The organism is Streptomyces sp. NPDC046465, assembly GCF_040646035.1.
GTDB lineage: Bacteria > Actinomycetota > Actinomycetes > Streptomycetales > Streptomycetaceae > Streptomyces.
This window is the reverse complement of sequence record NZ_JBEYZK010000007.1, coordinates 312,376-334,230: the sequence shown is the minus strand read 5'-3', so window position 1 is coordinate 334,230 and position 21,855 is coordinate 312,376. Positions and strand designations below refer to the sequence as shown.

Sequence of the window (21,855 nt, the reverse complement as noted above, 5' to 3'; positions counted from 1 at the left end):
GGGGCTGGAGTCGGTCCCAAGGGTTGGGCTGTTCGCCCATTAAAGCGGTACGCGAGCTGGGTTTAGAACGTCGTGAGACAGTTCGGTCCCTATCCTCTGTGCGCGTAGGAATATTGAGAAGGGCTGTCCCTAGTACGAGAGGACCGGGACGGACGAACCTCTGGTGTGCCAGTTGTCCTGCCAAGGGCATGGCTGGTTGGCTACGTTCGGAAAGGATAACCGCTGAAAGCATCTAAGCGGGAAGCCTGCTTCGAGATGAGTATTCCCACCCCCTTGAGGGGTTAAGGCTCCCAGTAGACGACTGGGTTGATAGGCCAGATCTGGAAGCCCGGTAACGGGTGGAGGTGACTGGTACTAATAGGCCGAGGGCTTGTCCTCAGTTGCTCGCGTCCACTGTGTTGGTTCTGAAACCACGAACAACCCCGTATGTCGGGCCACGACTACGGTGCGGTTGACAGTTTCATAGTGTTTCGGTGGTCATAGCGTGAGGGAAACGCCCGGTTACATTCCGAACCCGGAAGCTAAGCCTCACAGCGCCGATGGTACTGCAGGGGGGACCCTGTGGGAGAGTAGGACGCCGCCGAACTAATTTTGATCGGGAAACCCCCGCACCTTATGGTGCGGGGGTTTTCTGCGTTCTAGGGGCGGGTGGGCATTTCTGGGCCTCCTGCCGGGTATTCACGACGGGTTCACCAATTTCGTGTCGTACGCCAGGATGACCGCCTGCACCCTGTCCCTTGCTCCGGTCTTCGCGAGGATGCGGCCCACGTGTGTCTTCACCGTGGATTCCGCCAGGTGCAGGCGGGTGGCGATCTCCGCATTCGTCCAGCCTTGGCCGATGACCGTGAGAATTTCGCGTTCGCGGTGCGTGAGAGAGGACAGGCGCGGGTGTCCCGCCGGGTCCGCGGGGGCGGTGCCGGCTGCCGGGAGCTGGTCCGCGTACGTATCGAGAAGGCGGCGCGTCAGGCTCGGGGCGACGACCGCGTCTCCCGAGGCGACCGCGCGGATTCCGGAGAGGAGTTCCTCGGGCAAGGCGTCCTTGATGAGGAAGCCGGACGCTCCGGCGCGCAGACCCGCGTACGCGTATTCATCGAGGTCAAAGGTCGTGAGGATCAGGACGCGGGTGCGGTCGCCCGTTGCGACGATGCGACGTGTCGCCTCGATGCCGTCAAGGCCGGGCATGCGGATGTCCATCAGGACGACGTCCGGGTGGAGTTCGGCCGTCATGCGGACCGCGTCGCTGCCGTTGCCCGCCTCGCCCGCCACCGCCATGTCGTCCTGGCTCTCCAGGAGCATGCGGAATCCGAAGCGCTGCATGGGCTGGTCGTCGACGATGAGTACGGTCGTCACGGGTTGTCGTCGTCCTTCGGGAGATGGAGGCGCACCCGCCAGCCGCCCGGCGGGTGGGGGCGCGGCCCCGCTGCAAGTGTGCCGCCGTACAGCGATGTTCGCTCGTGCATTCCGGTCAGACCGCGACCGTGAACGCTGCCGGTTCCTGTTGTGGCCGCACCGGTGTCCGTGATCTCCACGGTGACTGCGTCGGGCCCGTAGGTGACGTCGACGGTGGCCGTGGCGTCGGGGCCTGCGTGTTTGAGGGTGTTCGTGAGGGCTTCCTGGACCACGCGGTAGACCGTCAACTGGCGCCCGGCGCCCACCGTTTCGGGATGCCCGCGCAGCGTGTGACGCACCGGCAGGCCCGCCGCCCGTACGCCGTCGATGAGCTGGTCCAGGTCCGTCAGCGCGGGCTGCGGGGCGAGCTCGGCCGTGGCGGGGGCGTCGTCACGCAGGACGTCCAGGAGGCGGCGGAGTTCGGCGAGGGCCTGGCGGCTGGTGGTGCCGATGGCTTCGAGGGCCTGGGCGGCGCGTTCGGGGGACTTGGCTGCCGCGTACGAACCGCCGTCCGCGAGGCCCGTGATGACGGAGAGGTTGTGGCCGATGATGTCGTGCATCTCGCGGGCTATGCGGGTGCGTTCGGCGGCCGCGGCGAGCTGGGCCTGCTGGTCGCGTTCGACCTCCAGCTGGCGGGCGCGTTCGACGAGGGCCTGGGTGTAGTCCTGACGTGAGCGGACCGCGATGCCGAACAGGGCGACGAGCGCGTACGCCCATACGTACGGAATGATCTGCTGGTCCCAACTGCCCTCGGGGTAGCGGACGGCGCCCACCACGAGGGGCGCCGTCATCATGAGGCCCGCCCATCCCAGCGTGGTGAGCGGCAGCCGCATCGCGATGCTGAACAGGACCACCATCTGAATGAGGGACGCCTGGAGCATGGCGCCGGTCCAGCTGCTGGCCAGGCCCGCGGCCACCATGACGGTGAGGACCACCATCGGGTGGCGGCGGCGCCACAGCAGGGGCAGCGAGAGGCCCAGGGTCATCGCGAGGACGAGCGGGACCGGCACGTCCTTGTTGGGCGCGACATTGCGCCAACCGCCGCTCGCGTCGACGAGGGCGGCGATCACGAAGAAGCCGGTGACCAGCAGATCCCAGACGAGCGGGCGGCGCCTGTCGAAGGCGCGCACCCGCTGGGTCGAGCGCTGGAGGAGCTGGGTGAGGGGGTGCGACTCGGTCACGTACTCATCCTCGTGCATCGGTCACGTACTCATCCTCGGGCGGAGGACCCACGGCCCCGTAGGGAGGTTGGGGAGGTCATACGTCGCGGCGCTTGAGCAGGACGGTCGCCGCGGCGAGGATCGCGGCGGCCCAGAGGGCGAGGGAGGCCAGGGCCGTGCCCGGGGCGACGGTGTTCTCCACCCGGCTGATCGAGCCCAGGGAGCTCGCCGCCTGTGCGGGAAAGTGCTTGATGATGGTGTCCACGGCGCCGAACGGCAGCATCGAGAGGACCTCGGGCAGGATCAGGACCGCGCCGACGAACGCGCCGATGGCGCCGGGCACCGAGCGGAGGAGGGCGCCGAGGCCCAGGGCGATGAGGCTGAGCAGGGTCAGGGCGACGGCGCTGCTCGCGAGGGCGCCGAGTACGCCGGAGTCGGTGAGGGACAGGGCCTTGTCGGAGTCCGAGAGCCAGATCTGGGCGGCGAGGAAGGTGACGAGGTTCGTCACGAAAGACACGGTGAAGGCGACGGCCGTGAAGACGCCCGCCTTGGACCACAGGACCGGCAGGCGGGCCGGGACGGCGGAGAGGGACGCCCGGATCATGCCCGTCGAGTACTCGCCCGCGGTGACGAGGATGCCGAGGACGGCGAGGCAGATCTGGGAGAGCTGGGTGCCGAAGAGGGTGAAGACGATCGTGTCGACCTCGGAGTCGTCGCCGTCGTAGGTGACGCCCATCGTGATGCCGACGGCGAGGACGAGGGCGCTCGCGGTGAACAGGGTGATCCAGGTCGAGCGGAGCGTCCACAGCTTGTGCCACTCGGAGCGGAGGATGCCCTTGGTGCTCAGGCGGTACGCGGGGGTGGGGGCGGGGGCAAGTGTGCTCATGCCGCGGCTCCTTCCGACTGGTGGGCCTGGTGGGCCTGGTGATTCTGGTGGGTGGCGGGGGTGTTCGGTGTGGCGATGTACTCGACCGAGTCCCGGGTGAGGTCCATGAAGGCCTGCTCCAACGACGCCGTCTGCGGGGTGAGTTCGAAGAGGGGGATGCCATGGGCGGCGGCGGTGCGGCCGATGTGCTCGGCGTCCGTGCCGCGCACGTCCAGGACGCCGGTGGCATCGCTGGAGAACCCCACGCCGGGCCCCACGAGCAGTTCGGTGAGGCGGCCCGCCTCGGGGGTGACGACCTTGACGGAGCCGGTGCCTGACTCGCGTACGAAACGTTCGACGGTGGTGTCCGCGAGGAGCTTGCCGCGGCCGATGATGATCAGGTGTTCGGCGGTCAGCGCCATCTCGCTCATGAGGTGGGAGGAGACGAGGACCGTGCGGCCTTCGGCCGCGAGGGACTTGAGGAGGTTGCGGATCCACAGGACGCCCTCGGGGTCGAGGCCGTTGACCGGCTCGTCGAGGATGACGGTGGCGGGGTCGCCGAGCAGGGCGGCGGCGATGCCCAGCCGCTGGCCCATGCCGAGGGAGAAGCCCTTGACGCGCCTGCGGGCGACTTCGTGGATGCCGGCCAGCTCCAGGACCGCGTCGACACGGCGCTGCGGGATGGAGTGGGTGAGGGCGAGTGCCATCAGGTGGTGGTACGCGGAGCGGCCCGGGTGGACCGAGCGGGCCTCCAGGAGGGCGCCGACCTCGTGCAGGGGTGCGGGGTGGGTCGCGTAGGCGCGGCCGCCGATGGTGGCGCGGCCGCGGGTGGGGGCGTCGAGGCCGAGGAGCATCCGCATGGTGGTGGACTTGCCCGCGCCGTTGGGGCCGAGGAAGCCGGTGACGGTGCCGGGGAGGACCTCGAAGCCGAGGTCGTCGACGACGGTCTTGTCGCCGTAGCGTTTGGTCAATCCGTATGCCCTGATCATGTCTTCGATGCTGGCGTGCGCGGGGGCGCCGATCGTCGGACCGGGGGCGGGATGTGCGGGGCGGGTGTAGTACCGGGGTAGGACGGTGACCCTTAGACGACTGTGACCCTGGGGTGTTGGTGCACCTGAGGTGTCGGTGCATCTGAGGAGGGGCCGCCCTGGTGCTGGGCGGCGCCCCTCGTCGTGGGTGCTGTGGTGCGGGTGCTGTGGTGCGGGAGCTCTGGCAAGGCGGCTCTGGCTAGGCGGCTCTGGCAAGGTGGCTCTAGTACGGGTTCTCCGTGCGGGCCGTGCGCAGGGCCTTTGCCCACCAGGCCAGTTGGTCCAGCATGACCTTGGCGGCACCGGCCGCGCCGTTCTCCTCGTGTGCCCGGCCGTCCTCGCCGAAGTGGTCCCAGCCGTTGTGGAAGCTGACCCCGTCGCGGATGGTCGCGCAGTGCAGCTCGGCGAAGACCAGGCGAAGCTGTTCGACGGCGCGCAGGCCACCGCCGTGGCCGCCGTAGGAGACGAAGGCGACCGGCTTGGCCACCCATTCGGTGCGGTGCAGGTCGATGAAGTGCTTCAGGGCGGCCGGGAAGCTGTGGTTGTACTCCGGGGTGACGACGACGAACGCGTCGGCGGCGTCGACCCGCTCGGCGAGCGCGGTGAGGGCGGGGGTGCGTTCGGCGCCCCAGCCGGGCTGGTTCGCGGGCAGTTCGAGGTCGGCTACGTCGATGACGTCCAGGTCGAAGCCGCTGTGCCGCTCGGCGAGTGCGGTGAACCAGTCGGCGACGGTGGGGCCGAAGCGGCCGTCGCGGGTGGAGCCGATGATGACGGCGAGGCGGAGGGGGGTGGTGGGCATGGCTTGCTCCTCTGGGGTGGGTACGGGGCGTTTGGTACGGGGTGTGTGGGGTGGGGTGTGCGGGGCGGGGGTGTGTGGGGCGGCGGTGCTGGGGCGGGGTCAGCGCGTTTGTGCCAAGGGTGCGGGCGCGGTCCTGGGCTCGGGCCCGGCAGGTGAGAGGGATGGCGCCGTCTCCCGGGATGCGGCCCCCGGCACCCCCGTACGCACCCGCAACAGCCCGTGGACCAGGAGTGCGAGCCCGGCGACGATGCCCGCGACGGTCCAGAGCGTGATCCGCCAGGCCTCGGTGAACTGGTCGGCGTGGCCGCCCGTGCCTGCCGTGACGCGGCCCGCGAGCTCCGCCGACCCGACCCGGGCCTCCACCAGGGCGAGCAGCAGCGCGCCGAAGAGGGTGAGCATGACGGCGCCGGTGCCGCCGCGGACCGTGTTGAGGAAGCCCGAGGCCATGCCGACCTTCGTGGGCTCGACCATGCCGAGTGCCTGGGCGTCGATGATGCCGAGGGACAGGCCCTGTCCGGCGCCGATGGTCAGCAGGGGGCCGGCGAGCGCTGCCGTGGAGATGCCGGGGTGCAGGGTGGTGAGCCAGATGTTGCCCGCGGCGATCAGGAGCAGGGACAGGACGAGCAGATGGCGGGCGGGGATGCCCCGGTTGACCAGGCGGGCGCCGAGCGGGGGCAGGGCGAGGACGGGGACGGTCATCAGGAGCAGGATCAGGCCCGCGTCGCGTGCCGTGGTGCCGCTGGTGCCCTGGAGGTAGGTGGGCAGGAAGACCAGGACGCCGGTGGTGCCCGCGCCGAGCCCGAAGGAGCCGAGGGACCAGCCGAGGAAGGCGGGGTTGCGGGCCAGGGAGAGGTCGAGGATGGGCTGGCCGCCGGTCGTGGTGAGGCGCTGCTCGACGCGCACGAAGGCGGTGAGCAGGGCCAGGCCGACGGCGAGCGGCAGGAGCGTACTCACTGATGCCCAGCCGGACTTGGAGCCCTGGGTGACGGCGAACAGGGTCAGGGAGAGGCCGCCGATGAAGGAGAGGGCACCGGCCTTGTCGACGCGCGGCGGGGTGTCGGCGCGGGACTCGGTGAGGAAGCGGGTGCCGGTGACGATGAGGGCTCCGGCGGCGGCGAAGACGAGGAACGTGGTGCGCCAGCCGAGGCCGTCCACCATCCAGCCGGAGAAGGTGGGGCCGATGGCGAGGCCGACGCCGGCCGTGGTGCCGAGGGCGGCGAAGACCCTGGTCCTGGCCGGTCCTGTGAAGGTCGCGGCGAGCAGGGAGCCGCCGCTCGCCATGACGCCCGCGGCGCCGAGGCCCGAGAGGAGCCGGGCGGCGTCCAGGAGCAGGATGTGGTGGGCGAAGGCGGCGCCCAGGGTGCCGGCGGTGTAGAGCGTGGCGCCCGCGGTGAGGACCCGGCGGCGGCCGAAGATGTCGCCGAGTGAGCCTGCGACGAGCATGAAGGAGGAGGCGGCGAGGAAGTAGCCGACGACCACCCACTGGAGGGCCGCGCCCGACGCGCCGAGGTCGGAGCCGATGCGGGGCAGGGCCACGGTGGTGCCTGACATCGCCATCGGCAGCGTGAACATGCCGAGGAGGACGACGAGGAGGGTCAGGACGGGGCGGGCGGGGCGAGTAGGGCGGGTGGGGCGAGTGAGACGGGCAGGGCGAGTGGGACGGACGGGACGGCCCCTGCGGACGGGCTGCGGGGCCTGCGGAGCGGTCTCGGTAGGCATGCGAGTAAAGTACAACGTGCGTTGTAGTTATTACAACGGTCATTGTAATTTTTCTGGGAGAGGTGAGATGGCGAGCAGGACAGAACAGGGTGAAGAGGGGCAGAAGCCCCTGCGCAAGGGGATGTTGGAGAAACGCAGGGCCATCACGAGCGGTGCCCGCACCGTCTTCGGCCGCGAGGGCTACACGCGCGCGAGCATCGACGCCATCGCCGCCGAGGCCGGTGTCTCCACGCGCACCATCTACAACCACTTCGGCGACAAGGAGGGCCTCTTCCGCGCCGTGCTGCTTGAGAGCGCGGCGTCGGTGACGGAGGCCGCGGAGGCGCTCTTCGAGCGGCATCTGCGCAAGGTCCGCGACATCGACGAGGACCTCCTCGACCTCGCCCGCGACTGGGCCGGGCAGGGCGCGGCGCACCCCGGGCACTTCGCCGTCGTACGCCAGATCATTCCGGAGGGCGGACGGCTGCCCGCGGACGTCCTGGAGGAGTGGCAGCGGATCGGGCCGCGGGCCTCGCAAGAGGCGCTGGGCCGCTGGCTGTTGGAGCTCGGCCGACAAGGGCTGATCACCGTCGACGAGACGAACGCGCGCAAGGCGGCGCGGCACTTCGCGTTCCTGGTGGGCGGCATGGTGACGGCCGAGTCGTACTTCGGGGCGCTGCCCCTGACGGCCGAGACGGTCGATGAGCTGGTGCGGGAGGGGGTGGGGATCTTCCTGCGGCTGTACGGGGTACGGGGGGCCGCCGGGGGTGGAGGGGAGCGGTGAGTGTCCCCTACTGAGTGGGGAGTTCGTCGTTCGGCCAGCGGGATCTGCCCTGTTCCCGTGAGCGGAGCAGGGCCAGGGTCGGCAGGCCGCGCGCCGTCCCGCCGGTGAGCAGCTCCGGCAGCTGCGGCAGCGGCGCCACCGCGGCGACATCGTCGAGGACCAGCGTCATTGGTGGGTCGAGCCGACCGGAGGATGACCGTTCGGCCATGCGCCGGCCGTGCTCGACCACGCTGGAGGCGAGTGCCGTCAGCAGTGGCATGGCACCCGGGCCCTGGTGGGACTTGGGATCCTCGATCGCCTCACCCACCACAAAAAGCGTGCCCCCTTCATCGACGAAGGAATCCAGAGTGAGGGCATCAGTTCGGTTGGGCGTGCAGGACTCGCGTACGTGGACCGTGAACAGTGCGGAGAGGGCGCGGGCCGTCAACTCCTGGGCGATGTCACGCCGTTCGGGATAGCCGGTGAGGGCCGCCTCCAGCTCGCCCGCGGCGCCGGACGACGCTTTGGGGTGCGTACGGAGGATGCGTACCGCCTCTTGCACCTGGGTGCCCTGCGACCAGCGGTGCACGACCTTCATGGGCTTGTCGCCCACCGCGGCGGCGTGCAGGAAGCTGCGCATCAGAATCCGTGCGGTGTCGGCGACGGCGGCGTCCAGCTTCGCGGCCGGTCTTATCGGCGCGATGAGCGCCACGGCGCGCTGGTCGGCCGTCGCCTTGTCCTGGCAGCCGGTGGTGGGGGACCAGTGCAGGCGGGCCGGGGTGTCGCACAGGTGGGCGGGGTCGTAGAGCAGGACGGGGCCGAGCTTGGCCCTGGCGTCCTTCGTCTCGGCCCACAGGGTGGGGTCGGAGGTCAGGACCATGGCCGCGCCCTCGGCATCCCGGACGGCCTCGACGGCGAGGGGGCGGCGGGTGGCGGGGCCGCCGAGGATCAACGCGGGTCGGCCTTCGGCCGGGGGGCGGGGGGACGGGGTGATGTTCTCCGCGCGGGGGCCTGCGGCCTGGGGGGCCGGGGCCGGGGTGATGTTCTCCGCGCGGGGGCCTCCGGCCTGGGGGGCCGGGACCGGGGTGCTGTTCTCCGCGCCTCCGGCGCGGGGGGCTCCCGCCGAGGGGGCCGGGGCCGGGGTGACGTTCTTCGCGCCTCCGGCGCGGGGGGCTCCCGCCGAGGGGGGCGGGGCCGGGGTGACGTTCTTCGCGCCTCCGGCGCGGGGCTCCCACCCGCCCACCCTTTCGGCCCGGAGCTCCGTGCCTTCGGCACGGGTGGGCTGGGCGGGGACTTCGGTCATCTCCGTGCCTCCGGCGCGGGGCGGTTGTGCGGCGGGGACTCCGGTCATCTCCGTGCCTCCGGCACGGTGCGCGTCGGGCGGCTCCGCTTCTTCCGACTCCCGGCGGAGCCTCCGTACCGCACGCCACCGCGCCACCGTCCCCAGCACGAAGACGGTCAGCACGATCAGGATCAGCAGTTGGCCGATGAACAGGCCCCAGAACAGGCCGTACCCCGAGAGCTGGCCCGGTGGGGTGTCCGGCCAGGCGCCCGCGACGTCGTGCGGTTGACCGAGCAGGTGACGTACGGCCGGGGGCGTATGGCCGAAGGAGACCTTCTCCGGCCAGGACCCGCGCGCGAAACGGCCCGCGAGGTTCGTCGCCGACCAGACGAGCACGGTGGCCCCGAGCAGGAGGGCAAGGAAACCCACCAACAGCCCGTCGGGCACGCCCCCTTGAGGACCCCTCTGCGGGGGCCGTCCGTGCGGGCCCCGGCCCCGCTCCCGCTCCCACTCGTCATCCCGCATGCTGCTCCATATACGCCGCCCGCTCCGCCGCCTCCAGCTCCGCCGCCCGCATCGCGTCGTCCGTCGGTACGTCGTGGGCGAGGTCGGCCGACGACTCCGTCATGGCGCGGTCGGTGAAGACCAGGGGGCGTTCCGTCTCCGTGATCAGGTGTTTGACCACCTGTACGTTGCCGTTGACGTCCCAGACCGCGATGCCGGGGGTGAGGGTGGGGATGATCTCCACCGCCCAGCGCGGCAGGCCAAGGACCCGGCCCGTCGCCCTCGCCTCGTCCGCCTTCTGGGCGTAGATGGTCCGCGTGGACGCCATCTTCAGGATGGCCGCCGCCTCCTTGGCCGCCGCCCCGTCGACCACGTCGCTCAAGTGGTGCACCACCGCCACGAACGACAGCCCGAGCCGCCGCCCGAACTTCAACAGCCGCTGGAACAGCTGCGCCACGAAGGGCGAGTTGATGATGTGCCACGCCTCTTCCACCAGGAAGATGCGCTTCTTGCGGTCGGGCCGGATCCAGGTGTGCTCCAGCCAGACGCCCACGATCGCCATCAGGATCGGCATCGCGATGGAGTTCCGGTCGATGTGCGAGAGGTCGAAGACGATCAGGGGGGCGTCGAGGTCGATGCCCACCGTCGTCGGGCCGTCGAACATGCCCCTCAGGTCACCGTCGACAAGGCGGTCCAGGACGAGGGCCACGTCCAGGCCCCACGCCCGTACGTCGTCTATGGCCACGTTCATGGCCTCGGCCGACTCCGGCTCGGGGTGGCGCAGCTGCTCGACGATGTCGGTCAGGACGGGCTGGCGCTCCACGATGGTCTCGTTGACGTACGCGTGCGCGACCTTCAGGGCGAAGCCCGAGCGCTCGTCGAGGCCGTGGCCCATCGCGACCTCGATGATCGTGCGGAGCAGCGCGAGCTGACCCGTCGTCGTGATCGCGGGGTCGAGCGGGTTGAGCCGGATGCCCATGTCCAGGGCTGCCGTCGGGTCGAGGCGGATGGGGGTTATGCCCAGCTCCTGGGCGATGAGGTTCCATTCGCCGACGCCGTCCTCGCCCTGGGCGTCGAGGACGACGACCTGGCGGTCCTTGAAGCGCAGCTGCCGCAGGACGTACGTCTTCTCCAGGGCCGACTTGCCGTTGCCTGACTCGCCGAGCACCAGCCAGTGCGGTGCGGGCAACTGCTGCCCGTACAGCTGGAACGGGTCGTAGATGTACCCCTTGCCGGAGTACACCTCACGCCCGATGATGACGCCGGAGTCGCCGAGGCCCGGCGCGGCCGTGGGGAGGTAGACCGCCTGGGCCTGCCCCGTCGAAGTGCGCACCGGAAGCCTGGTCGTCTCGATCTTCCCGAAGAGGAAGGCGGTGAAGGCGTCCGTGAGGATGGTCAGCGGATCCCGCATCTGAGCAGCCTGCCTCTACGTCTAGCGTCGGATGCCGGTCGCGAACGGCAGCGTGTTGACGAAGGCCCTGTGGTGCTCGCGGTCGCACCACTCCAGCTTCAGATACGACTTGCCGGCGGAGGCGCGGATGGTGCGCTTGTCGCGCGCGAGGGCCTCCGGGGAACGGGACGAGACCGTGATGTACCCGACGAGGTTGACGCCCGCCGCGCCGCTCGCCAGGTCCTCGCCGCGCTGGTCGAGGCGGGAGTGCGAGGCGATGTCGCGGGGGTCGACCGTGCGATTCATCTTGGCCTGGCGGCTGGCCTCCGCCTCGTCGTTCGTCTTCTCGGTCAGCATCCGCTCGATGGCGACCTCGGTGGGTTCGAGGTCCATCGTCACGGCCACCGTCCTGATGACGTCCGGGGTGTGGACGAGCAGCGGCGCGAGGAAGTTGACTCCGACGGGCGTCATCGGCCACTCCTTCACCCAGGCCGTGGAGTGGCACCAGGGGGCGCGGGTGGAGGACTCGCGGGTCTTGGCCTGGAGGTAGGTGGGCTCCATGGCATCGAGCTCGGCGGGCCAGGCGTTGCGCTTCGTCATCGCCTGGATGTGGTCGATGGGGTGGTCCGGGTCGTACATCGAGTGCACGAGCGAGGCGAGGCGGCCCTGGCCGAGCGGCTGCCGTACCCGGATGTCCGCTTCCTGAAGGCGCGAACAGATGTCGGTCAGCTCGCGCGCCATGACGACGGCGAGACCGGCGTCCTTGTCGAGCTTCCTGCCGCTCTGCGGGCGGGCCGCGCGGGCCATCGCCTGCGCCTCGGCGGCCAGGTCGCGGGAGTAGTGCATGCAGGCGACGAGGTAGGCGCGGTGCTGCTCGCTGCTGGTCGACACCATCGACTGCAGCTGGTCGTACGACTCCTGGAGCCACGGGAGCGACCGCCCGTCCCCTCGTACGCTGACGTCCTTGGCGTGCGCGTCGGGGTCGGCGGGCAGCGTACGGGCGAGCATTTGCAAGCGCGTGACGAAGCCGTCCCCGTTCGCGACGTGCTTGAGGAGCGTCCCGAAGCGGTCGACGAGGGCCTCCTGGTCCTCGCTGTCCCGCAGGCCGACGCCGGGCCCCTCGATCTCGATGGCGGCGGTGACGGTGCGGCGGTCCGCGTGCAGCAGCACGGCGATCTCGTCGGGGCCGAAGGGCGCGGCCAGCCAGCTGATGCGGCCGATGCCGGGCGGCGGCCCGACCTCGACCTCTCGTCCGTCGAACCGGATGCCCGCTTCGGAGGCGCTGGAACGGTAGCCGGTGCCGCGCTTCAGGGACCGCTTGTAGCTGCGGTTGATCTCGAACCACTTGTAGAAGGTGCGGTTCTTGTACGGGACGTACACGGCCGCGATGGCGAGCATCGGGAGGCCCGTCAGCAGGACGATGCGCAGGGAGAGGACGGGGACGAGGAGCCCGCACATCATGCCGAGGAACGCCCCCGCGATGATCAGGGCGATCTCCCCGGTCTCGCGGTTCTTGCCGACGATCGCGTTCGGCCGGGCGCGGCCGATCAGATATGTGCGGCGGGGCGCGACCGGCTGGGACAAGTGGGACTGGGTCGTCAACGCCCTTCACCTCCCGTGCTGTTGGTACTGCTGTTGGTACTGCTGTTGCGGGACCCGCCGCGGTTGCCCGCGTGCGGCGTGCTCGTCGCGCCGCTGCGCGGCTGGGGTGCGGCGGAGGGGACGGCCCCGCCGCCGTTCGCCGAGCCGCCGCCCCCGGAGGGACGGCTGCTGTGCGCGGCGACACCGCCGCCGACGGGGTTGGCGGGGCGCGGCTGGCTGCTCTGGCCGCCCTGGTTCCCGCCGCCGCTGCCGTTGCCCCGGGAACTGTGGGTCTTGATGCCCTGGGAGACGAGGGAGGCGGGGGAGCTGATCACGGCGGCGGCCTTGTTCTCGGCGCCGCGCATGATGCGGTTGTTGCGGGACCCGGCGATCTCGTCCCCGAACCCCGGGACGAAGCGGTAGATCATGGCGCTCGCGAAGATGGCGAGCAGGATGATCGAGAGCCCGGAGACGACCGCCGAGAACGAGTCGGGCCCGTCGTCGGCGGAGAGCGCCCCGGCGAGGCCGAGCACGATCACGATGATCGGTTTGACCAGAATCACCGCGATCATGATGCCCGCCCAGCGGCGGACGTGCGACCACAGGTTCTTGTCGACGAGTCCGGCGTACACGACGGTGCCGAGGAGTGCTCCTACGTAGAGGAGCGCGGCCCTGATCACGAGCTCCAGCCAGAGGACGCCCGCGGCGAGGATCGACACGAGGGAGACGACGATCAGCATGATCGGGCCGCCGCCGATGTCGTCGCCCTTCTTGAGCGCGCCGGAGAACGTCCCGAAGAACGTGTCCGTCTGACCGCCCGTCGCCTTCGCGATGACGTCCGTGACGCCGTCGGCCGCCGAGACGACGGTGTACAGGATCAGCGGGGTGAAGGCGGACGCGAGCACGGTGAGCCACAGGAACCCGATGGCCTCGGAGATCGCGGTCGTCAGCGGCACGCCGCGGACCGCCCGCTTGGCGACGGCGAGCAGCCACAGGAGCAGCGTCAGGATGGTCGACGCCGCGAAGACGACGGCGTACTGCTGGAGGAACTGGGGGTTCGTGAAGTCGACGTTCGCGGTCTCCTTCACGGCCTCGGACAGCTTGTCGACGGTCCAGGACGCGGCGTCGGCGCAGCCCTTGGCCAGGGAGCTGAGGGGGTCGAGGCTGTCGGGGAGGGGGGAGTCGGTGGGGTATTTACCGCTGCCGGAGCTGCCGCTTTGGCCTTTTTCGCAGTATTTTTTGGCGGGGCCGCGGATGAGGTCGCAGGCATCGTCGGATGGTTGGGGGTCCGGAGCTGCGAGGGCACGGGTGCCCAGCAGTACGGCCGCCGTCTGCACGGTGGTGAGAGCGGCGGCGAGTGTGATGGTGCGTCGACGGGTGCTACCGGGCATAGGTGAACCCTCCGAACTGCTCCACTGCCTTCGCCATGTCGTCGGCGGTGGATGCCCGCTGATCGCGTCCGACCGGGACAGGGCCGTCCTTCTGCCGGAAGTCGGCGACCTTCCATTCGCCGTCGGTCCACCGCAATTCGTAGGTGTTGGTGAACCAGCTCTCCGACACCGGGTTCTTGGCGGCCTCTCCCGCCAGGCCGAACAGGGACGAGTACCAGATCTCGACGCTCGCGGTGTCACCGCTGAACTTCGTGGCCTTGGTGCCCACCGGGATGATGCGCGAGACGAACGAGGTGTTCTTGGGGGCGGAGCCATCGGGGTTCAAACCGATGCTGGTCAGGAACTTCTCGCCCGAGTACACCTTGTCCAGGTCGGGCTGCCGCTTCGTCGCTTCGTCCGGGGTGTAGACGGTGTTCACGATGCCGTGCCGCAGCTCCTTGTTGAACATGTCGGCGGAGCCGAGCGCGACCGCGTAGTTCGCCGCCGCACTCTGCGCCCCCTGCTCATCGTGAGCGAACCCCGCAGGGATCCCCCCACGCTTGCCCCCGACCGGCCTCTCCCCCGAGGGAGCCGTCGAAGCCGACTCCGGCTTCTTGCCGTCTCCGTTCTCCGAAGAGGACTCGTCCCCGCCACGGTTGGCGAAAGCAATCGCCGCGATGAGCAGCACCACGACGCCCACGACAGTGACCAGGCTCCGCGAGGACGTCCGGCCGGACCGGCCGGATCTGCGCGTGCCGCCGTAGACGTCGTCGCCCCCGCCTTCTCCCTCGGGAAGCCGCGTCCGGGTCTCCCCGGAGCCGCCGAAGAAGAGGCCGTCGTTCCGCTCGTCGTCGGGACTCATGCCGCGCACGCCCCCTCAAGCTCTCGCTGAACCGTCGCACAGGACACGTACGACGGTAGCCGTGCTGGTTCCCGCGCGGGCGCGGTGTGGTGACTCGACATCAGGGAGTTGCAACCTCAGCCGGTGGGCACGACGGACGGGTGGGGGAGTGGGGACAGGGTGAAGGAGGGGACGGGGTGGAGAGAGGGGACGGGGAGGAGGGGACGTGGGTGGGGGGACGTAGGTGGGGGAGAGGCGGAGGCGGGCGGGGGAACGCGGGCCTGCGCCGGGACGTACTAGACCGCCATGCCGTAGACGATCGTGAAGAGCGTGCCGAGCGAGCCGATGATGAAGACGCCGGTCAGCCCCGCGATGATGAGGCCCTTGCCCTGCTCCGCGCTGAACGTGTCACGCAGCGCCGTCGCGCCGATGCGCTGCTTCGCCGCGCCCCAGATCGCAATGCCGAGACAGAGGAGGATGGCGATCGCCATCACGACCTCGATCATCACGCGTGCCTCGTTGCCCAGGCTCCCGAAGGGACCCCAGTCGGGGGCGATCCCGCCGATGATGGTGGTGATGTCGCCCTTTTCGGCTGCCATAAGCATGTGTAACTCACCGCCCCTAGTGGGTTGTTCTGGCACCTCTGCCTACCTCAGTACAGAGGACAGCTCATTCTCGCCGACAATCGGGCCCGCGCATGTCGCCTTGGCGCCATTCGTTGGCTGACTTCGTGCGTTTCCTCGTACGTGACGTCTGGTGACTCTGTGTATCACGCGGTACGACGCCGGGCAATGACGGCCCGGCGTGCCTCTGACCAGGTGTTAAGTAAGCCCGAGCCCGGCGGACCCGCGGGTCACGAAGGAGCAGTCGGTGTAACGGTAGGCGGTGCTGAGCCTCGCACCGTCGGCTCGATTGCGTACGGTGGCCCGCTTGTAGAGGAAGTGGTACTCGCCGACGGGCAGCCGGAGTGTGGTCCTGGGGTACGTCGTGACGCCCGCCCGGCAGGCGGCGTCGCCCTGCGACTTGGTGGCGTAGATGCGGCACGAGGGGCAGTCCTTCAGCGTGAGGGTGCCGGTGGTGGGGCCGGTGTAGAGGACCTCAAGGGCGCCGGGGCCGAGGTTGGCCACGAGGAACTCGACCGTGCCGCCGCCGGTGGCGGAGCGGGCCGGGGGCAGGTGGCGGCCGGCGCTCGGGCGTTCGGCGGCGATCTCCGCGGCGACGGCGATGTCCGCGGCGCGGTCGCGCTTGTCGCTGCCCGGGTACTTCGTGGCGAAGCCGTCGAGCGTCGCGACGGCCTTCGTGAAGTCGGCGTCCTTGAACTGGTCCACGCCGCAGGCGTAGACGCCGCGTTCCACGGCCCGGTCGGTGGTGGCGCGCAGGGCCTCCGCGTCGATTGCGTCGGCGGGCAGGGCGGCGGCGGTCCGGCCCAGGGCGCGCAGCTCGTCGACGCCGGGGCACGGGTCGGAGCCCTCGAGTGCGGCCGAGCGGGTGTCGACGGCATTGCGCAGGGCGGGGCCGACGGCCGCGGCGCGTTCCGACTCCGGGAAGGTGCGGAGGAGTTCGCCGAGCGGGCCGGTCGCGTCGGCGCGGCCCAGTGCGGCGGTCCCGCACGCGTAGAGGGAGGTGGCGAGTCGGTCGTCGGGCCAGGTGGCGAGGGTGCCGAGGCGCTCCTTGCCGGGGCCGCCGGGGCCGCCGAGGGTGTCGGGGACGGTCCGCAGGTGCCTGAGCGGGGTGACGGCGTCGCAGTACTTCTTGGCGGTATACGGGGCAGCGACGGACTTGTAGTAGGCGCCGAGGCTGTCGGGCAGCCGGTCCGCGGCCTTCGAGCCGCCGTGGTCCTCGGCGAGGCCGCGGTAGATGCCGAGGGCCTTCTTGTACTGGCGTTCCGCCGTGCCGCCGAAACGCTGCCCGTCGAGGCCCGCGACGATGCGGTCGGCCCTGTCGAGGCGGTCCAGGAGCATCTGCTCGACCGCCTCGTCGTGCGCGCTCTCGTACGCGAAGGCGCCGCCCGCGGGTATGGCGAGCAGGACGACGCCCAGGCCGACGGCGACGGGTGCGCGCAGTGCTCGTGGCCAGCGGCCGCGGTCCCGGGTGGCCCGGTGGGCGCCGTGCGCGGCGGCCAGGAGCAGGACGACGACGTACGCGACGAGTACGCCGACGGGGACGCGGTCGACGTCGGCGGGCAGTGCGATGAAGAGCAGCGCGGCGGTCGCGGCGCAGCAGAGGGCGGCGAGCAGGTGGCGGCGCAGGAGGAGGTAGCCGAGGCCCAGGCCGGTGAGGTTGAGGAGGGCTATGGCTGTGGGGTGCAGGGGGGTGGGGATGGGGGCGGGGTGGGGGTCGTGAGGGGGGCCCTGGGTCGGGGGGTTCAGGGGTGGTGGCTCTGCGTATGGGTTCGGCTGAGTGTGTGGGGGCGGCGGAGTGTGTGAGGGCGGCGGAGTGTGTGGAGAAGGTGGGACGGGTGGAGAAGGTGGGGCGGGTGGGGAGGGCGGGACCTGCGGGGGAGGTGGAACGTGTGGGGGTGGGCCGAACTCGCCCGGACGTTTGTCGCCGGGCTCCTCCGCAGGCCGGTCCCTCGGTTCCATCCTCGGCTCCCCCCGACCGTGGCGCAGGGCGCGGCGGTCGCGCGACGCCCAATTCCCCCACCATCGAGGTTGGTTGGGGGCGCGTCAATCACGCGTGGCCGGGGCCTTGAACCCCTGTGACCAGCGCGTTTCTCTGGCCACAGGGATCTCTTGGCTATCTCAGCCCGCGGGGGAGTCGCTGACCTTGATGACCGGGCCGATAGCCAGCTTGGTGCCGCCGGCGTCCTCGCCGTTGCTCACCGCCAGGGTGCCCGCGGGCCAGGCGATGGTGACGGTCTTCGTCTCGTTCGGCGGGGTCACGAGGATCTTGGCGATGCGCACGCCGGAGCCGCCGCTGTTGTTGACGGGGAACGTGATGTTGAAGGCCGCGGACTCGCCGTCCTTGAGGGTGTCGGGGGTGGCGGGCTCGCCATTGCGGTCCACGGAGAGGGTGTCTCCGGTGGAGGACTTCAGGTCGACGCCCGCGTAACCGTTGATGGCGCAGTCGCGGCCGCCGCCGTTCTCGAACTGGACGGTGACGACGCCTTCCGTCTTGTCGGTGCTGTTGTCGACGGCGGTCACTTCCAGCTCGTCGCTTCGGCAGATACCGGCCTTGCCGCCGTCGCCGCCGTCGCCGCCGCCGCTGCCGCCGCTGCCGCCGCTGCCGCCGCTGCCGTCGCTGCTGCCGCTACCGCTGCCGCCGGAGCCGCTTCCGTTCGCCTGGCCGCTGGAGGAGCCTGCCGGGGCCGCGTCCGAGCCGCCGACCTCGTCCCCGTTGCAGGCGGTCAGGCCGAGGGTGCTGATCAGGGCGAGGCCTGCGAGGAGGGTCTTGGTGGCATGGGCGTGCTTCATGGGGGTCCCCGTGAGTGAGTGGTGTGAGCGGTGGCTGTTCGCCGTTCTGCGGGGCCGTGGTGTCCGGCCTGGTGAACAGCGAAGCGGGTGCCGCTTCGACGGGGCAAGGAATGTTTGCGAATCAGGAACGCTGGAATGGGCGTACGGGGCCTGACCTGGGGAAATGCCGTTCCCCTGGAACGCCGTCCTGGAACGTTACGATCATGGATTCGCCGGCCGCGGCACGTCAGGAAAGGTCGACGCCCTCCACGAAGTGGTCGAACTCGCCCGCCTGCACGCCGAGGACGAAGGCGTCCCATTTCCGCTGCGTCGTCGTGACGACGTTGTCGGGGTCGCTGGTTTCCCTGAGGTACACCGCGTCGTCCTCGCCGAAGGCGATCTCGATCCATGGGCCGGGGCCCGGCTCGTCCTCGGGGGCGGCGCGGATCCATTCGAGGTCGGAGGGGATGGCGGGCCGGGGGCCGGGGCTCGGGGTCTCGGTCATGACTGGGGTGGGCGTCCCTTCTGAGGGGGTGGGGGTAAGTGCGGGGCTCAGGCCGTTCGGGCGCCTGAGGGTAGCTTCGCGCCCCGGATCAGTGCGGCGAACGCTGCGGGGGCTGCGGTGAGTATCGCGCCGCTGGGGTCGCTGCTTTCGGTGAGTTCGACGGTGCGGCTCGCTGTCGCGGCGACGTGTACGCAGGAGTTGCCCTGGGCGCAGTAGGACGACTTCTGCCAATCGCGGTTCATCCGTGCTCCTTCAAAGGTCTTGCATGACGGCGCATATCTCCACACCCCTCAGGCCGTTCGTGCGCCTGCTGGCCGTTTCGCGTCGCGGATCAGGGCGGCGAAAGCGGCGGGGGCTGCGGTGAGTATCGCGCCGCTGGGGTCGCTGCTTTCGGTGAGTTCGACGGTGCGGGTCGCTGTCGCGGCGACGTGCACGCACGAGCTGCCTTCGGAGCAGTAGGACGACTTCTGCCAGCTGGGGTTCACGGGTGCTCCTTCACAGGTCCTGCATGACGTTATGGATGAGGTCCCGGGTCTTATCGGGGGCGAGTGCGACTGCGTCGAGCCGTCCGAAGAGGGTTCGGTACTTGTGCAATTGGGCCTCGGCGTCGAGGAATGCCAGGCCGTGCGATTGGTCGAGGTAGACGGAGTCGAGCTGGGGCACGGGCCCGTGTACGTAGTAGATCGACTGCCCCGACCCGGGGTAGGCGCCGACGTCGAAGGTGATCGCGCGCAACACGATGTCGCTGCGCTCGCTCATGTCGAGCAGGTGCCGCAGTTGCTGCGTGGCCACTCGGGGCCCGCCCACCTTCATGCGCAGAGCGGCCTCGTGAATCACGGCTTCGTACGGGACAGGGTTCTGCTTGTACAGGACTGCCTGGCGCTTGATGCGAAACGACAGCCGGTGCTCGATGTCGGGCGGGGGCAGCTCGGTGACCGCCTGGCGGAAGATCTCGCGGGCATGGTCATGGGTCTGGAGCAGGCCCGGGATCCGTGCGGTGACACTGTCACGCAACGCCTCCGCGTGGTGCTCCAGTTCCGCCAGGTCGAGCAAGGAGCCGGGAAGCAGCTCTCGGTACTGCTCCCACCAGCCGCGCGTGCGGTCGCTCGTCGTGTGGGCGAGGGCGTCGATGAGCTCGTGGTCCGGACAGTCGTAGTGGCAGGCCAGCATTCGTACGCGCTCGGGGCTCACGCCCATGCGGCCGGACTCCATGTTGCTGACCTGGTTCTGCTTCACGCCCAGCAGTTGACCCGCTTCGGTGGACGTCAGGCCCGCCCGTTCGCGGAGTTTGCGCAGCTCTGCGCCGAGTCGGACTTGACGTCCCGTCGGATGGGATCTCACCGTTCGCTCGCCTCTCGCCACGCCTGGTCACCCACACGAGTGGTAGGGCGGCCCTTTTCCGCGATACCGATAAAGCCTTATCGGAACCCGGATACCTTATAACTCAGGCCACCACCCCAGAAGACCCCGCCCGACGGAGCGGCATCGTCACTGGGACCCGCCCGGCAACTCCCCACCCCCAACGGAGACTTCCATGAAGCCAACCGTATCGCCGCCCTGGGCCTACGCCCTCCAACTGCCCCACGATCCCCGCGCCCCCGGCATCGCGCGGGCCACCCTTCGGGCGGTCCTGAAGGCGTACGGGCTCGGCGAACTCACGCCCACCGCTGAGCTGCTGGCGGGAGAGCTCCTGAACAACGCGCACTGCCACACCGACGGCCCCTACGCCCTGCGTCTCCGCTCCTCCTCCCCGGAGGGGATCCGCGTCGCCGTGTGGGACTCGAACCCGCGGATCCCGCCAGGATTCGCGGAGGAACGCGTGCCCGGCCACCACCCGCCCGGCACGGCGGAGAACGGGCGGGGGCTGCATCTCGTGCGGTCCTGCGCGGACCGGTGGGGGGCGGCCTCCCCCGCCGACGCGGAGGACGCGGGGGACGCGGGGGACGCGGGGAAGTTGCTGTGGGCCGAGGTCACGCCCGGCTCCCCGTGGCGGCGGGGCGGCGGCTCCGGATCGGCCTAGTCGGGGCGGGCGCCGCGCGGGAAGCCGTACGTCACCTCGGGCGGCGGGTGCCAGGAGTGCGGGCCCAGTGAAGTTCCGGAAGTTTCCGGGCAATGGCTCCTGTCACTGTCGTACGAGGCCTCTACACTGAGCGCCGGGTGGGCTACCGGCGGGTGAGGGGTGGTTGACGGTGCGTAAGGCGTGGCTGGTCGCGTCCGTCGGGATCGGCGGGGCCCTCGGCTTCATCGCGCTGCTCGTCCTCGGGACGTACATGGCCGCGGGGAGCCTCGCAGGTGGCGCGGGCGGCGGCGAGACCGTGGGACTCGCCAAGGGCGCCGTGCCCGCGACGTATCAGCCCCTCGTGCAGAAGTGGGGCAACCTCTGCAAGGCGATCAACCCCGCACTGCTCGCCGCCCAGCTCTATCAGGAGAGCGGCTTCAACCCGCGCGCCAAGAGCCCGGCCAAGGCACTCGGGATAGCGCAGTTCATCCCCGGCACATGGGCCGCGCACGGCCTCGACGGCGACGGCGACGGCGACCGTGACATCTGGGATCCGCAGGACGCCATCCCCTCCGCGGCGTCGTACGACTGCAAGCTCGCCGGGTACGTGAAGGACGCCCCGGGGAGCCCCACGAAGAACATGCTCGCCGCGTACAACGCGGGCGCGTACGCCGTCATCAAGTACGGCGGCGTGCCGCCCTACCGCGAGACCCAGAACTACGTGAAGACCATCACCAACCTCTCCAAGAGCTTCGCGCGGCCCGTCGGCCGGGTCGCGCCCTCGCGGCAGGCGGCCGCGGCCATCTACTACGCGCAGAAGAAGCTCGGCACGCCGTACCTGTGGGGCGGCAACGGCACCGCGGACCAGAACGGCCGCTTCGACTGCTCCGGGCTCACCCTCGCCGCCTACCGCACCGTCGGCATCACCCTGCCGCGCGTCGCCAACGACCAGTACAACGCGGGACCGCACCCCAAGAGGAACGAACTGCTCCCGGGTGACCTGGTGTTCTTCTCGGACGACCTCACCAATTCCCGCACCATCCGGCACGTCGGGATCTACGTCGGAGGCGGCTACATGATCGACGCGCCCCGGACGGGCGCCGTGATCCGGTTCGACCCGGTCGACACCCCTGACTATTTCGGCGCGACGCGAGTCACGGAGGACGGCGCCAAAGCCTTGCCGGACAAACCGTCAGAGGTCTGAGGGGCTCACGAGCAGATGCCTGCGGAAGCCTCTTACGAGCGCTTGCGGAAGCGTACGCGAGGGGTGATGTGGCTTGAACTCTCCG

At 70.3% G+C, this 21,855-nt stretch carries 21 protein-coding genes and 2 rRNA genes; 5 read left to right on the top strand and 18 right to left on the bottom strand.

Annotated elements, in window-relative coordinates:
• Positions 1-378, top strand: a 23S ribosomal RNA gene (locus ABZ953_RS14000); the annotation flags it as partial.
• Between the two features lie 91 nt (positions 379-469).
• Positions 470-586 (top strand): 5S ribosomal RNA (gene rrf, locus ABZ953_RS13995).
• Between the two features lie 92 nt (positions 587-678).
• Here rrf and ABZ953_RS13990 read toward each other — a convergent pair.
• From ABZ953_RS13990 to ABZ953_RS13965, 6 genes are all read right to left on the bottom strand, one after another.
• The gene (locus tag ABZ953_RS13990) at positions 679-1,350 is read right to left on the bottom strand and encodes a response regulator transcription factor (protein ID WP_361721870.1); all 672 of its coding nucleotides are present in this window, start codon (positions 1,348-1,350) and stop codon (positions 679-681) included.
• On the bottom strand, positions 1,347-2,588 hold the full coding sequence (locus tag ABZ953_RS13985) for a histidine kinase (RefSeq protein WP_361721867.1): 1,242 nt from the start codon (positions 2,586-2,588) through the stop codon (positions 1,347-1,349). Before ABZ953_RS13985 ends, ABZ953_RS13990 begins: the two co-directional genes overlap by 4 nt.
• 58 nt (positions 2,589-2,646) lie before the next feature.
• A complete protein-coding gene (locus tag ABZ953_RS13980) occupies positions 2,647-3,435 on the bottom strand; it encodes an ABC transporter permease (RefSeq protein ID WP_361721864.1) in 789 nt (262 codons plus the stop codon).
• A complete protein-coding gene (locus ABZ953_RS13975) occupies positions 3,432-4,403 on the bottom strand; it encodes an ATP-binding cassette domain-containing protein (protein WP_361721861.1) in 972 nt (323 codons plus the stop codon). Before ABZ953_RS13975 ends, ABZ953_RS13980 begins: the two co-directional genes overlap by 4 nt.
• Before the next feature lie 262 nt (positions 4,404-4,665).
• Complete coding sequence (locus ABZ953_RS13970) at positions 4,666-5,241, bottom strand: NAD(P)H-dependent oxidoreductase (protein WP_361721858.1); 576 nt, start codon at positions 5,239-5,241, stop codon at positions 4,666-4,668.
• Positions 5,242-5,340: 99 nt separating this feature from the next.
• Positions 5,341-6,960 carry an MFS transporter gene (locus ABZ953_RS13965; RefSeq protein WP_361721855.1) on the bottom strand — a complete coding sequence of 540 codons (1,620 nt, stop codon included), beginning with the start codon at positions 6,958-6,960 and terminating at the stop codon, positions 5,341-5,343.
• 67 nt (positions 6,961-7,027) lie between these two features.
• Between ABZ953_RS13965 and ABZ953_RS13960 the strand changes: the two genes are divergently transcribed.
• The gene (locus ABZ953_RS13960; RefSeq protein ID WP_361721852.1) at positions 7,028-7,723 is read left to right on the top strand and encodes a TetR/AcrR family transcriptional regulator; all 696 of its coding nucleotides are present in this window, start codon (positions 7,028-7,030) and stop codon (positions 7,721-7,723) included.
• A gap of 7 nt (positions 7,724-7,730) precedes the next feature.
• On the opposite strand, the gene ABZ953_RS13955 is transcribed toward ABZ953_RS13960, so the two are convergent.
• The 12 genes from ABZ953_RS13955 to ABZ953_RS13900 form a co-directional block, all read right to left on the bottom strand.
• The gene (locus tag ABZ953_RS13955) at positions 7,731-9,509 is read right to left on the bottom strand and encodes a type VI secretion protein (RefSeq protein ID WP_361721849.1); all 1,779 of its coding nucleotides are present in this window, start codon (positions 9,507-9,509) and stop codon (positions 7,731-7,733) included.
• The gene (locus tag ABZ953_RS13950) at positions 9,499-10,899 is read right to left on the bottom strand and encodes an ATP-binding protein (protein ID WP_361721846.1); all 1,401 of its coding nucleotides are present in this window, start codon (positions 10,897-10,899) and stop codon (positions 9,499-9,501) included. The genes ABZ953_RS13955 and ABZ953_RS13950 overlap by 11 nt, the downstream gene beginning before the upstream one ends.
• A 21-nt stretch (positions 10,900-10,920) precedes the next feature.
• On the bottom strand, positions 10,921-12,480 hold the full coding sequence (locus ABZ953_RS13945; RefSeq protein WP_361721843.1) for an SCO6880 family protein: 1,560 nt from the start codon (positions 12,478-12,480) through the stop codon (positions 10,921-10,923).
• Positions 12,477-13,850 carry a hypothetical protein gene (locus ABZ953_RS13940; protein ID WP_361721840.1) on the bottom strand — a complete coding sequence of 458 codons (1,374 nt, stop codon included), beginning with the start codon at positions 13,848-13,850 and terminating at the stop codon, positions 12,477-12,479. Before ABZ953_RS13940 ends, ABZ953_RS13945 begins: the two co-directional genes overlap by 4 nt.
• The gene (locus ABZ953_RS13935; RefSeq protein ID WP_361721837.1) at positions 13,840-14,691 is read right to left on the bottom strand and encodes a hypothetical protein; all 852 of its coding nucleotides are present in this window, start codon (positions 14,689-14,691) and stop codon (positions 13,840-13,842) included. The genes ABZ953_RS13940 and ABZ953_RS13935 overlap by 11 nt, the downstream gene beginning before the upstream one ends.
• A gap of 275 nt (positions 14,692-14,966) precedes the next feature.
• Complete coding sequence (locus tag ABZ953_RS13930) at positions 14,967-15,275, bottom strand: hypothetical protein (RefSeq protein ID WP_055570172.1); 309 nt, start codon at positions 15,273-15,275, stop codon at positions 14,967-14,969.
• 216 nt (positions 15,276-15,491) lie between these two features.
• Positions 15,492-17,252: a hypothetical protein gene (locus tag ABZ953_RS13925; protein ID WP_361721834.1), complete on the bottom strand. Its 1,761-nt coding sequence runs from the start codon at positions 17,250-17,252 to the stop codon at positions 15,492-15,494.
• A 159-nt stretch (positions 17,253-17,411) separates the two neighbouring features.
• Positions 17,412-18,083, bottom strand: coding sequence for a DUF4232 domain-containing protein (locus ABZ953_RS13920; RefSeq protein WP_361721831.1), 672 nt, complete (start codon positions 18,081-18,083; stop codon positions 17,412-17,414).
• Positions 18,084-18,309: 226 nt separating this feature from the next.
• Positions 18,310-18,567 carry a DUF397 domain-containing protein gene (locus ABZ953_RS13915; RefSeq protein ID WP_361721828.1) on the bottom strand — a complete coding sequence of 86 codons (258 nt, stop codon included), beginning with the start codon at positions 18,565-18,567 and terminating at the stop codon, positions 18,310-18,312.
• 47 nt (positions 18,568-18,614) lie between these two features.
• Positions 18,615-18,809 carry a DUF397 domain-containing protein gene (locus ABZ953_RS13910; protein ID WP_361721825.1) on the bottom strand — a complete coding sequence of 65 codons (195 nt, stop codon included), beginning with the start codon at positions 18,807-18,809 and terminating at the stop codon, positions 18,615-18,617.
• 48 nt (positions 18,810-18,857) lie between these two features.
• On the bottom strand, positions 18,858-19,052 hold the full coding sequence (locus tag ABZ953_RS13905) for a DUF397 domain-containing protein (protein ID WP_361721822.1): 195 nt from the start codon (positions 19,050-19,052) through the stop codon (positions 18,858-18,860).
• 10 nt (positions 19,053-19,062) lie between these two features.
• Entirely contained in the window at positions 19,063-19,908 is an 846-nt protein-coding gene (locus tag ABZ953_RS13900; RefSeq protein WP_361721819.1) for a helix-turn-helix transcriptional regulator, read from the bottom strand.
• Positions 19,909-20,101: 193 nt separating this feature from the next.
• Between ABZ953_RS13900 and ABZ953_RS13895 the strand changes: the two genes are divergently transcribed.
• Both ABZ953_RS13895 and ABZ953_RS13890 read left to right on the top strand, forming a co-directional pair.
• Positions 20,102-20,587, top strand: coding sequence for an ATP-binding protein (locus ABZ953_RS13895; RefSeq protein WP_361721816.1), 486 nt, complete (start codon positions 20,102-20,104; stop codon positions 20,585-20,587).
• Positions 20,588-20,756: 169 nt separating this feature from the next.
• Positions 20,757-21,770 carry a bifunctional lytic transglycosylase/C40 family peptidase gene (locus ABZ953_RS13890; RefSeq protein ID WP_361721948.1) on the top strand — a complete coding sequence of 338 codons (1,014 nt, stop codon included), beginning with the start codon at positions 20,757-20,759 and terminating at the stop codon, positions 21,768-21,770.
• The last annotated feature ends 85 nt before the right edge of the window (positions 21,771-21,855 follow it).